This is a genomic window from Peribacillus phoenicis, assembly GCF_047238085.1.
Classification (GTDB): Bacteria; Bacillota; Bacilli; order Bacillales; family DSM-1321; genus Peribacillus.
Window position 1 is genome coordinate 4312501 of the sequence record NZ_JBDFMF010000001.1, and the last position, 14034, is coordinate 4326534.

The window sequence follows — 14034 nt, forward strand, 5'->3', positions numbered from 1 at the left end:
CGCCTCAGTGTCAGTTACAGACCAGAAAGTCGCCTTCGCCACTGGTGTTCCTCCAAATCTCTACGCATTTCACCGCTACACTTGGAATTCCACTTTCCTCTTCTGCACTCAAGTTCCCCAGTTTCCAATGACCCTCCACGGTTGAGCCGTGGGCTTTCACATCAGACTTAAGGAACCACCTGCGCGCGCTTTACGCCCAATAATTCCGGACAACGCTTGCCACCTACGTATTACCGCGGCTGCTGGCACGTAGTTAGCCGTGGCTTTCTGGTTAGGTACCGTCAAGGTACCAGCAGTTACTCTGGTACTTGTTCTTCCCTAACAACAGAACTTTACGACCCGAAGGCCTTCTTCGTTCACGCGGCGTTGCTCCGTCAGACTTTCGTCCATTGCGGAAGATTCCCTACTGCTGCCTCCCGTAGGAGTCTGGGCCGTGTCTCAGTCCCAGTGTGGCCGATCACCCTCTCAGGTCGGCTACGCATCGTCGCCTTGGTGAGCCATTACCTCACCAACTAGCTAATGCGCCGCGGGCCCATCTATAAGTGACAGCGTAAACCGTCTTTCCATCTTCTCTCATGCGAGAAAAGAACGTATCCGGTATTAGCTCCGGTTTCCCGAAGTTATCCCAGTCTTATAGGCAGGTTGCCCACGTGTTACTCACCCGTCCGCCGCTAATCTCAGGGAGCAAGCTCCCGTAGATTCGCTCGACTTGCATGTATTAGGCACGCCGCCAGCGTTCGTCCTGAGCCAGGATCAAACTCTCCGAAGAAATGTTTGACTTGCTCATTTGCTTTTTTGATAGTGTGTGCTCACTTAAAATTTAACGTTGGCGCTTTGTTTTGTTCAGTTTTCAAAGAGCAATTTCGTTGCCGTTTACTTCGTAAGCGACTTTTACATCTTATCACGTTTTCAACATTGTTGTCAACATGTTTTTTAAGTTTTTTTGTTTTGATGAAGCTGCGAAAGCTGATGTCCCGCAGCGACATGTATTAATATAACACCTATATTACTATTGGTCAACAATAAAAATACATTTTTTTAAAAGTTTTTTGACACCCGATAAAACCGGTGATATACCTCGTGACCTTTTGTCTCCGCTTTGATGACGTCGATTACCTTCTTCTCTATCAAATATTCCAATAAAACACCTAGGTCGACTGAATAAAACTTAACTTCCGGATGCTCCATAAGCTCCGCAATCGTCCACGGATCTTCTTTCGTCCCCATTATTTCGACCAAATGCTGTGAACCTGCATTCGTCCTCGAATAAATAAGAAATTCGCTCGCAAGGAAAAGAAGCTCCAATCTTTTTTCGAGAGTTTCCTCACTGCTGATCAATTCTTTATACAACTTATAGATCTCTGGTTCCATATGCTTCACTTGGTTCCAGACCGTAACCTCCGGATAAAAGCCTTGTTCTATTATTTCCAAACGGGCCAAGTGATGCAGGGAATGAACGATATGGTTGTATGCCTCCAGATAATGGCCTTTTTCAAAGAAGCTTTTCCCATCCATGTACCTGCGAATTAACTTCGCAAACTCCATCCCCATCTTTAACTTCCTTCCATAGAAGGGGAACTCCCGGATTTCTGTTTTCAAACGGTTCAAATATTCATTCCGGTCAAAAAGAACCTTCCCGTTATATATCCAGTCAACCACTTTGCGGTTCGTACCTAATAGAAGCCATTCTTTTAACTGGTCTTCCTTTACGATATGTAAGGCTGCCTTTTTATCCCGGTAAGTGTAATGTTTTAAAAACACGGCCTCTTCGGCTTCGTCTGCAATCACAAAAAGGATGTAGTCAAATGTATCGGTAATCGGGCTATTATCATCCCTTTTTTCTACTAACAAGATTCCAAGTGTAGATTTTAAACTTGCTCGCTCTTGATAAATCGGGCGAAGGATATCTTCCATCATAAATTCCTCCAAAACCTTTTTTTTTAGATTTTCGACAAAACTCTTCAAATTCCTGCTTATGTCCCTTACCCCAAACCATCTCAATTCAAAAGTAATATGTATCCTTTATTTCTTTTTTGTTCCATCCATTGTTTATGTTATAGTTAAAGTTATATTTTAGGAGGGACAATCCATGGCTAAATATTCTAGCAAAATCAATAAAATACGCACTTTTGCTTTGAGTTTGATTTTCATCGGCTTCATCGTAATGTACCTTGGGCTTTTCTTCAAAACGCATCCTGTTGTCATGACGATTTTCATGGGGCTGGGCCTTTTATTCATAATCGCAAGTACAGGGGTTTATTTTTGGATTGGAATGCTTTCCACAAAATCGATCCAGGTTGTCTGTCCTAACTGCAGCAAACCTACAAAAATACTAGGGCGTGTAGATATTTGCATGCATTGTGAAGAACCATTGACACTTGACAAAAAGTTGGAAGGCGAAGAATTCAACGAAAAATATAACCGGAAAAGCCTGCATGACTAAAGGAATTCGGCTAGCTGAATTCCAGAAGTCTTTAACAATTGTATCATTTCTTCATAACACGAAAAAAAGTTCCAACCAAGTGGAGGAACTTTTTTTAATGCGATTCTTTTTTCGCACATTCCGTACAGTCGCCGTAGATTTCCATCCGATGGTGACTAACATTGAAACCGGTGACTTGTGCTGCGAAATGCTCGACTTCATCCAATGCAGGATAATCGAAATCCACAATTTTCCCGCAAGTTTGGCAAATTACATGATAATGATTCGTCGTCACAAAATCAAACCTTGCTGAAGAATCACCATACGTAAGTTCTTTTACCAAACCTACCTCACGGAACACACGCAGGTTGTTATAAACCGTTGCCACACTCATATTCGGAAACTTGCCTTCCAGCGCTTTATATATATCATCAGCGGTAGGGTGGGACATGGAGCTTATCAAATACTCAAGTATCGCATGGCGTTGAGGAGTTATTCTTACACCGGTATCTTTTAAGGAATCCAACGCTTCTTTTAACTGAACTTCAGACACCGTCATCCACCTCTTTTTCTCATTAAGTATGCATTCTTAAATTATAATGTTTATAAATAGTGTACCTTTTATGCGTTGAATTTGTCAATAATTCAATGGCTTAACCATTCTTTTTAAGTTTATTCATGAACACATTGAATCTTTCCCATTTTTGCATTGAGTTTAGTATCCCCTGGATAAGTCGATTACGTTGGTGAAGTCTTTTCCAGCTTTCAGGTATTCACGCATATTTTTTTCGAATATGGCAAAGGTTCTTGGTAAATATTCTCCGCTTTTACTTGAAAGATGCGGAGTGACTGTAACATTCTCCATCCTCCAAAACGGATGCCCTTTTCCTAAAGGTTCCGGATCAAATACATCCAAGATGGCATGAGATAATTCCCCGGCATCCAGCGCTTCGATCAACATTTCATCATTAATCAGGTCGCCGCGGCCAATATTCACGAATACTGCAGTTTCTTTCATTGCTTCAAAGTGTTCTTTTTGCAGAAGGCCCTTCGTTTCATCCGTACTTGGCAGGACGGATACGATATAATCGGCTCCCGGTATGGCTTCCAATAAATTATCCAGGGCATAAAGGTGATCGATGGATTCCACTGGTTTCCCGCTCCGATTCACTCCTATCATCGTCATCCCAAAGGCTTTCCCAAGACGAGCCACTTCCCCTCCAATTGCACCCACACCAATAACGAGCATCGTCTTGCCATTCAATTCCCCTACTTCAATCTTTCTATCCCACAATTCTTCCTTTTCATTCTTCATAAGCAGTTTCAATTTCTTTTCATATTGCAAAAGCATCCCTATCGTATACTCTGCCATCGGGATTTTATGAATGCCTCTTGCGTTGGTCACCAGAATTCCCCGTTCCTCTATGGCTTTAAAAGGCATTAATTCCATCCCTGCACTCATGACCATGATCCATTTCAAGTTCGCAGCTTTTTCAATGATTTCTTCAGTTAAGTCTTCACCATATGTAATTAAGATTTCCGCTTCACGAAGCGGCCCACCCGTCCATCCTTTTTGATAAATGAAGCCCAAGTCAGGAAAAGCTTCCGTCATCTTCTTTTGGATGCCTTCATTCGGAATGACAGTTGAAAGTATTAACATGTTTATCTCTCCCTTTTAATTAACATAAAAAAACACGGGCTCTATGTGTCCCGCGCAACTTTCTCTGAGGAGGTATTCCCTTAATAAAGCATATTCAGGTGTCCCCTTTTTGAGTTGGACAAAAGCCTTAGCCTTATTAAAAAAGGCTTTATTTTAAGGAATTTGGGTTTAATGCATCTAATTCAGGCAAAATGAAAACGCCATCCCTTCTGATCAGGACGTCGTCAAAGAAGATGTCACCACCCCCATATTCGGGCCGCTGAATCAAAACCATATCCCAATGAATCGATGATCGGTTTCCATTATCCGCTTCTTGATAGGCAAGTCCAAGAGCCAAGTGCAGACTCCCGCTTATTTTCTCATCGAACAGGATATCATCCATAGGTTCCAATATGTATGGATTGATTCCAATTGCAAACTCCCCGATAAATCGGGACCCTTCATCAATATTCAGAATTCGGTTCATTTCAGAGTCACGATCGGAAGTAGCTTTAATGATTTTTCCCTTTTCCAAGTTTAATTCTATGTCACTAAAGGTGAATCCTTCATAGGTTGTTGGTGTGTTGAAGGATATCCTTCCATTGAGACTATCTTTTATGGGTGCCGTAAACACTTCCCCATCCGGTAAATTCTTTTTTCCGGCACATATGACGGCCGGCATACCTTTGATGGAGAAGGTCAAATCCGTTCCTGGCGAGACGATCCTGACATTGTCAGTTCGTTCCATCAATTGTTTTAACGGTTTCAAGGCCGTCTCCATTTTCCCGTAATCCATGTTGCATACATTCAAAAGAAAATCTTCGTACCTGTCGAAGGTCATGCCGGCTTTTTGCGCTAATGCGTTGGTGGGATAATTAAGCAAGACCCAACGTCGGTTGTTTACATAGAAAAGAGTGGGGGAATTCATAGCCTCCCCTTGAAGACGGTGCCTCTCGATGGGAACATCGGTCATTCCCACATCGTTTTCCTCCCCGGTGATGATGATGACCGCATCGATATCCTTATATTTCTTCAAGGCCCATTGCGAAGAGGTGTCAAGTTGTTCCTTTACATTCCCTTGTAACAGGTGGCGGCTTATTTCATCGTCTTCGAGTTCTACATATGGGTAAGCACCCACTCTATAAATTTCATCAATCAGCTCTTTCAATAATGGTTTCGTGTTGATATGACCCCGTATGAGGATTCTCTCTTTTGGCTGTAATTGTATCGAATGATGAATCAGCCTGGCTGCAAGCTTCGTTATTCGCTCATCCTTCATCTGCCTGTCCCTTATTTTTCGAGGTCACGAAGAGTTTCAAGAGCTTCTTCGACGTGGCCTTTGACTTTTACTTTACGCCATTCTTTGACTACCTTACCAGACTTATCAATCAGGAAAGTTGAACGTTCAATGCCCATATACTCCTTGCCGAAGTTCTTTTTCAATTGCCACACATCAAATGATTCAGCCGCTTCATGATTTTCATCAGCCAGCAGCAGAAAAGGCAATCCATGTTTTTCGATGAATTTTTCATGACGTGCAGCTGGGTCTGGGCTGATTCCAATGATGACAGCGTTCATTTCCTCAAATTGCTCATTATGGTCCCGGAAATCACAGGCCTCCGTCGTGCAGCCTGGCGTCATGTCTTTTGGATAAAAATATAAAACAATATATTTCCCCTTAAAATCCGATAGGGACACCATTTCACCATTGTTTGCAGGGAGCTTGAAATCAGGTGCTTTTTCTCCAATTTTAACTGTCATATTGAACCCTCCATTTCTTTCATTATGGTAAGAGTACCCAATAATCGAAAGAAACACAACTTTCATTTATCCTTCCTATCTTTGTGCTCCAAATCAATCACCGTCCGGATCACGAACGCTGCCGGCAGTGTATAACCGATGAAAGCCTGAATCGTAGCTATCATCCTCCCCATGCCAATCGGGGCTATATCTCCATACCCTACAGAAAACATCGTCATCGCACTAAAATAAAAAGAAGTCTTCAACTGTTCATAGAAAGTGCCATCCAATCGATTGCCCATATCAAGAATCACCGAATGATTCTGAAGTTCGTATAATAAATAAATCAGTGCAAATCCAACTAATATCGTCGCATATAAATTGCCTAGCCACAGCATATCCTCCAGAGAAAACTTCTTTCCTCCCGACTCAACAAGAAATAACGTACGAATGCTCATCACCATGCAAAAAATGATTCCTGCAATCAAGATGTAGAAAGTCATCCCCCACGCCCCATTTCAAAACGCCACTTCCTCTATACATACTCCCTGTCCAAACAATATATTCTTTTTTAGGAACAGACCCTTATCACCTACACACCTAATAGCCGCATACTTTTCCTGAATCTTTTTTTCATGTTGACCCTTTTGGTCGGATATGTTAAGATTGTCTAAATTTTTATAATAGTTTTTATTTTATAAATTTTTAGCCTGCAAACAGTTATCAAGGCAGGTTTTGTCAAATTTCATATGTGGAAATAGGTTCCTAATTTTAAATTAGGATTAAAAGGGAAGTCCGGTGTAATTCCGGCACGGTCCCGCCACTGTAATGGGAGTGTTAGCGCCATCCAATATGCCACTGATCCACAGATCGGGAAGGCCCGTCGCTAATGTTAATCCCTAAGTCAGGAGACCTGCCTATTTCGACAACACTGTTTTAACCTACGGGAGATAGGGAGGTGTTAGGGACCTTATAATTTTAAGGGGCATTTTGCATGCCTCTTTATTTTAAGCATTTCTAACCATCTCTTTTGACGGTTAGGAATGCTTTTTTTATTGCTCAATTAAATGAATATAGGAGGATGGGAATATTGAAAAGCAGTAGTTTGGGTTACCCTCGAATCGGGGAAAATCGTGAATGGAAACGTACATTGGAGTCTTACTGGTCCGGTAAAATCGATGAAGCAGAATTTACGGCACAGCTAAAAGCCATCCGTTTAGGCAACTTACAAAAACAGAAGAAGCGAGGCATTGATATCATTCCTGTCAACGACTTCACTTGCTATGATCAAATGCTCGATATGTCCGTCATGTTCGGTCTTGTTCCTGAACGTTATTCAGCCTATGAAAGCGGAAGCGTCCCCCTTTCCGTTTATTATTCAATGGCTCGCGGAAACAATGATGAAGTAGCTTCCGAAATGACGAAATGGTTCAATACGAACTATCACTATATTGTCCCTGAATTAAAGGTGCCACAGCTGACGTTAACAGAAAACAAACCACTTGCAGCATATCGGGAAGCCAAGGAAAACCTAGGGATTGAAACGAAGCCCGTATTGATCGGTCCTTATACTTTCATCTCCCTTTCCAAAGGCTTCAAAAAACAAGATATCCCTGGCATCATCCTGAGCCTGCTTCCCCTATACACGCAAATCCTGCGGGAGTTGGAGCAAGAAGGCGTGAAGTGGGTTCAAATGGACGAGCCTTCACTTGTTTCATCGATTTCCAAAGAAGATATGCAAACTGTTACTTACCTCTATGAAAAACTGAATGAAGCAGCACCAAACCTGAACATCATGCTACAAACATACTTTGATGCCGTGGAACATTACCAAGAAGTCATCGAATTACAAGTCCAAGGAATCGGTCTTGATTTTGTACATGACAAAGGGAGGAATCTAAGCAACCTGGAAGCATTCGGCTTCCCGAAGGACAAAGTGCTTGCTGCAGGTGTGATTGACGGAAAAAACATTTGGCTTTCTGATTTATCGAAAAAAATCCAATTGATCGAGACTCTTAAGACAATTGTAGCCGAAGACCAAATCTGGCTTCAGCCCTCTTGTTCCCTGCTTCATGTCCCGGTGACAGTTCGTAATGAAACCGCCCTTTCAAAAGAAGCGAAAGAGGCACTCGCTTTCGCTGATGAGAAACTTGAGGAAATCACACTCTTGGTCAAAGGGAATAATCAAGGCTTTGAAGCAATTGCCGAAAAAGTCGATGCCAATAAATTCACGCTTCAAACTTTAGCAAGTTCAAATGCCCGGAATCACGGAACTGTACAAGCCAATGTCGAAAAGGTTAAAACCAGGACCGCCGCCCGTCAGCTTCCATTTAAGGAACGTTACCAAAAACAACAGGAATTTTTCAAATTGCCTTTTCTCCCTTCGACTACGATCGGCAGCTTTCCGCAAACATTTGAAGTTAAACAAGCACGCGGGAAATTCAAAAGAGGAGAATGGACCGCTTCGCAATATGAAATATTCGTTAACGAAGAAATTGGCAGATGGATTGAAATCCAAGAAGAAATCGGTTTGGATGTCCTTGTTCACGGGGAATTCGAACGGACGGATATGGTTGAATACTTCGGCCATAAGTTAGGCGGATTCGTCTTTTTAGAAAAGGGTTGGGTACAATCCTATGGATCCCGCTGTGTGAAACCACCAGTCATCTACGGCGACATCCATTTCATCGAACCGATGACAGTCAGAGAAAGTGTATATGCACAATCACTGACGAAGAAGACGGTAAAGGGAATGCTTACAGGTCCTGTTACGATTTTGAACTGGTCATTTGTTCGTGATGATATTTCCAGGGAGAATGTTTGCTATCAGCTGGCGCTCGCTTTGGAAAAAGAAGTCATTGCATTGGAATCCGCTGGAATCAAAATGATTCAGGTTGATGAGCCTGCACTTAGAGAAGGTCTGCCATTGAAAAGAAGCGATCGCGACGAGTATTTGAACTGGGCTGTGAATTCGTTCTTGATATCCACATCAAGCGTGGAGGATACAACCCAAATTCATACGCATATGTGCTATTGCGACTTCAACAGTTTCATGGATGTCATCTCCTCCCTGGATGCCGATGTAATTTCCATCGAAACATCCCGTAGCCATGGGGAGCTTGCTTCCGCATTCGAGGAAAAAACGTATGAAAAAGGCATTGGTCTGGGTGTGTATGATATTCATAGCCCGCGTGTGCCGGCAGTGGAAGAAATGGTAGATATGATTGAACGTGGGATCAAGGTATTGGATAAAGACCAGTTTTGGATCAATCCCGACTGCGGACTGAAAACAAGGGGTATCCCGGAAACCGTCGCTTCCTTGAAAAACATGGTCGAAGCAGCAAAAATCGTCCGTGAAAACCTTTTAGCAAAAACAACAGGCAAATGATTGAAAAGAACGTTGCCCATCCAATACAGCAGTCCCGGACTTTTTTAACCGACCTTGTTTTTCCACCGGATACAAATCATCACAATACCATCTTTGGCGGTAAAGTAATGGCCTATGTTGATAAAATAGCCTGCATTTCAGCTATGCGCCATTGTCGAAAACCCGTTGTGACTGCTTCAAGCGACTCTTTTGATTTTTTGGCCCCCATCAAGACGGGGGATGCGATCAACCTTGAAGCTTATGTTACCTGTGCCCATCGCACATCAATGGAGGTATTCGTGAAAGTGGAGCGCGAGAACCTATTAACAGGTGAGAAACAGCTTACGGCCCGTGCTTTTTTAACGATGCTGGCCATTGATGAAGACGGTAAGCCGACAAACGTACCACAGGTCATTCCGGAAACCGAAGAGGAAAAGCAGCAATATGTTCAAGCACAAGCAAGATATATTGAAAGAAAGAATAAACGCAACTAAACAAAAACCCCTTCAACATGAATGCTGTTGAAGGGGTTAATAAACAACAATTTCAAACTTTTATATAAAGCCATTACTTATAATTTTAGGAGTGGTTGTTTCTTGAAAATATTTAAAAGGTAACTGAAAGGTAACATTCGTATTTCCCTTCAAAGAGGAAAACCCCAGTCTATATCAAGTGTATTAAGCAATTCTCCCCCAACTTTGATATCACCTTTTCTGATATACCAATACGCAATGTTGTGTACGTCTGATGGATCATTAATTTCAAAATTCAGATATTCTGAGTAATAACCCATCATAATATTTACAAAATCCAAACTATTTTTTAAATACCTTCTCACCAAGTCACACCTTGAACTAGTTGCCAATGTTAAAGCTCTTTCATAAAATAAAAACAAACACACCAATCAAAGTATCTAAAACAATGATCAATGTATTATTAGTTTTTGTTCTCATTCTTTCCCAATAATAAAAAGCACTTAACCCTAAATGGTCGAGTGCTTTTTCTATGTATATAGTTGTTTTTACGAAACAAAAGCCACCGACTAAGGTGACCAAATGTTCATTCTTCATTATTATTCATTTAAAAATTCAAGAAACTCACTAGAACTAATAACTCGGAATGAGTATGTACTGTCCACATCAAACATTCCACTTTTGAAATCATTAGAAATCAGGAAATCTGAATCTTTATATCCTATTGCACAATGAACAAACATAAGATCAGTCTTGTCCTTTACTTCAGGTATGTCTTCCATACCCACAGTATTTACAGAGCTACCATATAAAAATAATTTAGCTACACCTTCAATTAGTGCAATTTGTTTTTTCTTATCAGAACTCAAATATTGTCTAGCAAAGTTTTTTGTAACATACATTAATTCACCAATGCTATCTTGCGAAAAAGCTAAATAGATTTTCCTATTCTTCACTAAGTCTAATATTTCTTGACATTCACTATCGTTAAAAAACCAGGCTTTAATAAATACATTTGTATCGATTACTGTTTTATAAATTTTTTCACTCATCTTCTTTTATAGTCCAGTGCCTTCTCAATTTCTTCTTTAGATAGATTATTTTTATTGACCGTCTCACTAATAATTGATTTGATTTCATCCATAAAATCTAGAGTTTCTACATCTTCTTGGATTAAAGCAGCCATATTTTTCTTCTCCTTTTTCTGCATATTTACCACCTCCAGAAAAAAATATATGGGGGTATTAGTATATGCATTATTTACCCGAATTATACCATCACTAACCAAATTTTAACAAGGAATAAATAACATTTAGGTAAGCCATGCTTTTCAATTTTTACTATGTACTATCTTTTCAACCATCACCATGTCTTCATCAGATAACACTCCATTTTCTTTTGCATTGTTATATTTACAGCCATGTAACTGAATTAATGGAAAAAGAAGTCTTATCTAAACTCGAAGATATAAAAAAACCCACCAATTGAGGTGAGCTAAAAAAGGTAACGAAAAAGGTAACGAACCTTATATAATTTGGCGATTTTATATGACAGCACATATTATACAAACCCTATTAAATCAACATATATGATATGCGTCGTTACCTTAAAGTATTACTTTTCAACATGAATGCTGTTGAAGGGGTTTCTTTCAGTTCCCTGCCCCGCGGTACCTCTTCACTCCCTGATTCCATATGAATACGGATATCACGAAAAAGGCTACCCCAATTACAGGTGTGGCAAATGCATATGCATACCACTCTTCTTTTCTAAGGAAATAAGATGCCGGATAGACACCAACAAACGCGAATGGCAGCACCCATGTAAGGACAAAACGAATGACCTTATTATAAATATCAACAGGATAGCGCCCATAGTTCCCGATATTGTACATCATTGGCATGATGGAGGTTTTCGCATCCGACCAGAAACCAATGCTTGCTATCGCAACGAATATGGCTGCATAAGCAAGGGCCCCGCCTATAGCAAAAATGATGAAAAGAATCGGATCATACCACGCAAGCTGCAGATCCAATGAAATCCCCGAATAGAATATAATGATCAAACCGGTCACAACACCAAATAACGCTTCAAGCTCGATTCTTTCTAAAATGACTTGAAACAGGCTATGTATCGGTCTTGTTAATATCCGGTCCATTTCACCTTTGACGATATAACGGTCATTAAAATCCCAGATGTTGAAAAAGGCTGAAAAAAGGGCGAATGGGATAAGGAAAAATCCATAAATGAATATGATTTCTTCACGGCTCCATCCGCTTAAAAATTGCGTATGTCCAAAAACGACTAAGATAAATACTAGATTCACGACCTGATTCAGCAGGTCAGATAGGATTTCCATGAAGAAATCGGCTCGATATTGCAGTCTTGTTTTCATATATTGACTCACATATTGAAAAAACATCGATACATAAAACATCCCGTCAACCTCCTTGAATAATCAGCTGTTTTTTTGCGACTATCCATAAAAGCTGAATCGGTATTATGAGAATGATGCACCAAATTAACTGCTGTAAAAGCGCCATGCCAATTTCGCCTGAACTGTACCCATTCGTAAAAATCATGCTTGGTACATAGCTGATCCCTTGAAAGGGTAAATATTTCATCACTTCCTGCGCCCATATAGGATAGAAACTGATGGGCAGCAGCAGACCGGAAAATAAATCAATGATAACCCTTTTAGCGCGGATTAATCCGGCATTATTATATAAGAAAAAGGTGGTGATTCCCGTCAATAAGTTGATTTGTGTATTGATGATGAAGCTGAACAGCAAGGAAATGCCGAACATCCCCCACGTAGCCGGCTCGTGCGGCAATTCGATAGGAAAAATGAAAGCTACCAGCAGCATCCCCGGAATCGAGAAGAAGAAGAAACGGAATATCCCTTCCCCAAGCCCTTGCATCGTTTTCATGCCTAAATAGTTATAAGGCCTTATCATTTCAATGGCAACCTTGCCGTCTTTAATCTCAGTGGCGATTTCGCGGTCAATATTATTGAAATAAAAAGCGCGCGCCATCCATGCAACCGCGACATAGGTTGTCATCTGCATGCTTGAAAGTCCTTCGATGGAGCTTTTTTCTCCATATATCGCATTCCATAAGAAATAATAAGCACCGATATTAATGCTATAAATTAAAATGCCGGTATAATAATCCGTTCGATACGCAAGCATCATTAAAAAACGCATGCGGATCATGGCAAGATACTTCCCCATGGCCCTCCCCCTTCTTGATAGACACGTTGTTTCTTAATGATAAGAGAGTCAGACAGTGCCTTCTTCGTAAATATTGCGAACGATCTCTTCAATGGACGTTTCATGGATTTTGATGTCTTTTATTTTAAAATGAGATACGACAGCTGAAACAAGCTGTGAAATATGATCACTTTCTTCTTTCAACAAGGCAATGTAAGTTTGATTTTTCTCATCATAAACCCAGTTAGCGGTAAATGGGAGCGCTAATGATTGTAATTCCTTCAATGCGATCGGCTCGATGAATTGAAAATGGATCTGTTTTTCCTCAGCCCAGTTATCTTTCAAACTCTGCAATTCCCCATCATAGATGATTTGTCCTTCATCAAGCATGATTACACGCTCACATAATGCTTCAATATCTCCTAAATCATGTGTAGTCAAAAGGATTGTCGTATTATATTTCTCATTGATTTCTTTCAGGAACTCACGAATCTTCATTTTCACGAGCACATCAAGTCCAATTGTCGGCTCATCCAGGAACAGCAAAGGCGGATTGTGGATCAAGGCTGCCGCAAGCTCGCAGCGCATTCGCTGACCAAGCGAGAGTTTACGCACTGGTTTGTCCAGCAAAGGGCCGATATCAAGCGTCTTGATGACATGTTCCATATGATCGTCATATTGTTCATCCGTTACCTTATAGACCTTTTTTAACAGCCTAAACGATTCTTGAACTGCAATATCCCACCAAAGCTGTGAGCGCTGACCGAATACGACTCCGATTGTCTGAGTGAACTTTTCCCTTTCTTTATGCGGATTCATACCATTGACCGTGATTTCACCTGCTGTCGGTTCCAAAATACCTGTCAGCATTTTGATCGTGGTCGATTTCCCTGCACCATTTTCCCCGATATAAGCTACCATCTCACCCTTTTTTACAGTAAAATTGATATCATTGACGGCAGGGACGACCTTATAATTTCTGGTAAGTAAATCCCGGAAGGCACCCTTTAGCCCTGAACGGCTTGATGCCGACTTAAATTCCTTCCGAAGCTGTTTCACTTGAATTGCATCACTCATCCTGTTACATCCTCCGTAATCTCTTGTCCTAATGAATTAGTTTATCCAAACCAACCTTTTTAGACAATAAAAATGCTTGGATGCCATATACCATTTTCAGGGAG

At 40.9% G+C, this 14034-nt stretch carries 15 protein-coding genes, 1 rRNA gene and 1 riboswitch (1 of these 17 only partly in view); of the genes, 3 read left to right on the top strand and 13 right to left on the bottom strand.

Going from position 1 to position 14034, the window contains the following annotated elements; all coding sequences use genetic code 11:
• Positions 1 to 769 (bottom strand): 16S ribosomal RNA (locus ABC374_RS21205); it reaches 782 nt to the left of the window's first position.
• A gap of 269 nt (positions 770 to 1038) precedes the next feature.
• Positions 1039 to 1914: a nucleotidyltransferase-like protein gene (locus ABC374_RS21210; protein ID WP_350302958.1), complete on the bottom strand. Its 876-nt coding sequence runs from the start codon at positions 1912 to 1914 to the stop codon at positions 1039 to 1041.
• A gap of 175 nt (positions 1915 to 2089) precedes the next feature.
• On the opposite strand from ABC374_RS21210, the gene ABC374_RS21215 reads away from it, so the two are divergent.
• Complete coding sequence (locus ABC374_RS21215) at positions 2090 to 2443, top strand: YgzB family protein (protein ID WP_034305326.1); 354 nt, start codon at positions 2090 to 2092, stop codon at positions 2441 to 2443.
• Positions 2444 to 2537: 94 nt separating this feature from the next.
• Here ABC374_RS21215 and perR read toward each other — a convergent pair whose 3' ends face one another.
• The 5 genes from perR to ABC374_RS21240 form a co-directional block, all read right to left on the bottom strand.
• Positions 2538 to 2981: a peroxide-responsive transcriptional repressor PerR gene (gene perR, locus ABC374_RS21220; protein ID WP_413019659.1), complete on the bottom strand. Its 444-nt coding sequence runs from the start codon at positions 2979 to 2981 to the stop codon at positions 2538 to 2540.
• 156 nt (positions 2982 to 3137) lie between these two features.
• The gene (locus tag ABC374_RS21225) at positions 3138 to 4082 is read right to left on the bottom strand and encodes a D-2-hydroxyacid dehydrogenase (protein WP_350300247.1); all 945 of its coding nucleotides are present in this window, start codon (positions 4080 to 4082) and stop codon (positions 3138 to 3140) included.
• 148 nt (positions 4083 to 4230) lie between these two features.
• The gene (locus ABC374_RS21230; RefSeq protein ID WP_350300248.1) at positions 4231 to 5340 is read right to left on the bottom strand and encodes an aminopeptidase; all 1110 of its coding nucleotides are present in this window, start codon (positions 5338 to 5340) and stop codon (positions 4231 to 4233) included.
• An 11-nt stretch (positions 5341 to 5351) separates the two neighbouring features.
• A complete protein-coding gene (gene bcp, locus ABC374_RS21235) occupies positions 5352 to 5822 on the bottom strand; it encodes a thioredoxin-dependent thiol peroxidase (RefSeq protein WP_350300249.1) in 471 nt (156 codons plus the stop codon).
• Between the two features lie 62 nt (positions 5823 to 5884).
• Entirely contained in the window at positions 5885 to 6304 is a 420-nt protein-coding gene (locus tag ABC374_RS21240; protein ID WP_101225970.1) for a potassium channel family protein, read from the bottom strand.
• A 239-nt stretch (positions 6305 to 6543) separates the two neighbouring features.
• A riboswitch (cobalamin riboswitch) is annotated at positions 6544 to 6736 on the top strand.
• 146 nt (positions 6737 to 6882) lie between these two features.
• Between ABC374_RS21240 and metE the strand changes: the two genes are divergently transcribed.
• Entirely contained in the window at positions 6883 to 9189 is a 2307-nt protein-coding gene (gene metE, locus ABC374_RS21245; RefSeq protein WP_350300250.1) for a 5-methyltetrahydropteroyltriglutamate--homocysteine S-methyltransferase, read from the top strand.
• Positions 9186 to 9662, top strand: coding sequence for an acyl-CoA thioesterase (locus ABC374_RS21250; RefSeq protein WP_350300251.1), 477 nt, complete (start codon positions 9186 to 9188; stop codon positions 9660 to 9662). The genes metE and ABC374_RS21250 overlap by 4 nt, the downstream gene beginning before the upstream one ends.
• 149 nt (positions 9663 to 9811) lie before the next feature.
• Here the strand turns inward: ABC374_RS21250 and ABC374_RS21255 are convergent, their stop codons facing one another.
• From ABC374_RS21255 to ABC374_RS21280, 6 genes are all read right to left on the bottom strand, one after another.
• Positions 9812 to 10033, bottom strand: coding sequence for a hypothetical protein (locus ABC374_RS21255; protein WP_413019660.1), 222 nt, complete (start codon positions 10031 to 10033; stop codon positions 9812 to 9814).
• Positions 10034 to 10240: 207 nt separating this feature from the next.
• Positions 10241 to 10693, bottom strand: a complete 453-nt coding sequence (locus tag ABC374_RS21260) for a putative toxin-antitoxin system toxin component, PIN family (protein WP_413019661.1) — start codon at positions 10691 to 10693, stop codon at positions 10241 to 10243.
• On the bottom strand, positions 10690 to 10851 hold the full coding sequence (locus ABC374_RS21265) for a hypothetical protein (protein ID WP_413019662.1): 162 nt from the start codon (positions 10849 to 10851) through the stop codon (positions 10690 to 10692). The genes ABC374_RS21260 and ABC374_RS21265 overlap by 4 nt, the downstream gene beginning before the upstream one ends.
• A 441-nt stretch (positions 10852 to 11292) precedes the next feature.
• Positions 11293 to 12078, bottom strand: a complete 786-nt coding sequence (locus tag ABC374_RS21270; protein WP_048678294.1) for an ABC transporter permease — start codon at positions 12076 to 12078, stop codon at positions 11293 to 11295.
• Positions 12079 to 12082: 4 nt separating this feature from the next.
• Positions 12083 to 12874: an ABC transporter permease gene (locus ABC374_RS21275; RefSeq protein ID WP_072272421.1), complete on the bottom strand. Its 792-nt coding sequence runs from the start codon at positions 12872 to 12874 to the stop codon at positions 12083 to 12085.
• Between the two features lie 48 nt (positions 12875 to 12922).
• Positions 12923 to 13930 carry an ABC transporter ATP-binding protein gene (locus ABC374_RS21280; RefSeq protein ID WP_413019663.1) on the bottom strand — a complete coding sequence of 336 codons (1008 nt, stop codon included), beginning with the start codon at positions 13928 to 13930 and terminating at the stop codon, positions 12923 to 12925.
• Positions 13931 to 14034: the final 104 nt, after the last annotated feature.

What these genes read in the sequence shown, in the direction of transcription:
- ABC374_RS21260 (WP_413019661.1), bottom strand. Translation starts at nt 10,693, where the DNA reads ATGAGTGAAAAAATTTATAAAACAGTAATCGATACAAATGTATTTATT.
- bcp (WP_350300249.1), bottom strand. Translation starts at nt 5,822, where the DNA reads ATGACAGTTAAAATTGGAGAAAAAGCACCTGATTTCAAGCTCCCTGCA.
- ABC374_RS21275 (WP_072272421.1), bottom strand. Translation starts at nt 12,874, where the DNA reads ATGGGGAAGTATCTTGCCATGATCCGCATGCGTTTTTTAATGATGCTT.
- metE (WP_350300250.1), top strand. Translation starts at nt 6,883, where the DNA reads ATGGGAATATTGAAAAGCAGTAGTTTGGGTTACCCTCGAATCGGGGAA.
- ABC374_RS21250 (WP_350300251.1), top strand. Translation starts at nt 9,186, where the DNA reads ATGATTGAAAAGAACGTTGCCCATCCAATACAGCAGTCCCGGACTTTT.
- ABC374_RS21280 (WP_413019663.1), bottom strand. Translation starts at nt 13,930, where the DNA reads ATGAGTGATGCAATTCAAGTGAAACAGCTTCGGAAGGAATTTAAGTCG.
- ABC374_RS21265 (WP_413019662.1), bottom strand. Translation starts at nt 10,851, where the DNA reads ATGCAGAAAAAGGAGAAGAAAAATATGGCTGCTTTAATCCAAGAAGAT.
- perR (WP_413019659.1), bottom strand. Translation starts at nt 2,981, where the DNA reads ATGACGGTGTCTGAAGTTCAGTTAAAAGAAGCGTTGGATTCCTTAAAA.
- ABC374_RS21270 (WP_048678294.1), bottom strand. Translation starts at nt 12,078, where the DNA reads ATGTTTTATGTATCGATGTTTTTTCAATATGTGAGTCAATATATGAAA.
- ABC374_RS21215 (WP_034305326.1), top strand. Translation starts at nt 2,090, where the DNA reads ATGGCTAAATATTCTAGCAAAATCAATAAAATACGCACTTTTGCTTTG.
- ABC374_RS21225 (WP_350300247.1), bottom strand. Translation starts at nt 4,082, where the DNA reads ATGTTAATACTTTCAACTGTCATTCCGAATGAAGGCATCCAAAAGAAG.
- ABC374_RS21230 (WP_350300248.1), bottom strand. Translation starts at nt 5,340, where the DNA reads ATGAAGGATGAGCGAATAACGAAGCTTGCAGCCAGGCTGATTCATCAT.
- ABC374_RS21210 (WP_350302958.1), bottom strand. Translation starts at nt 1,914, where the DNA reads ATGGAAGATATCCTTCGCCCGATTTATCAAGAGCGAGCAAGTTTAAAA.
- ABC374_RS21240 (WP_101225970.1), bottom strand. Translation starts at nt 6,304, where the DNA reads ATGACTTTCTACATCTTGATTGCAGGAATCATTTTTTGCATGGTGATG.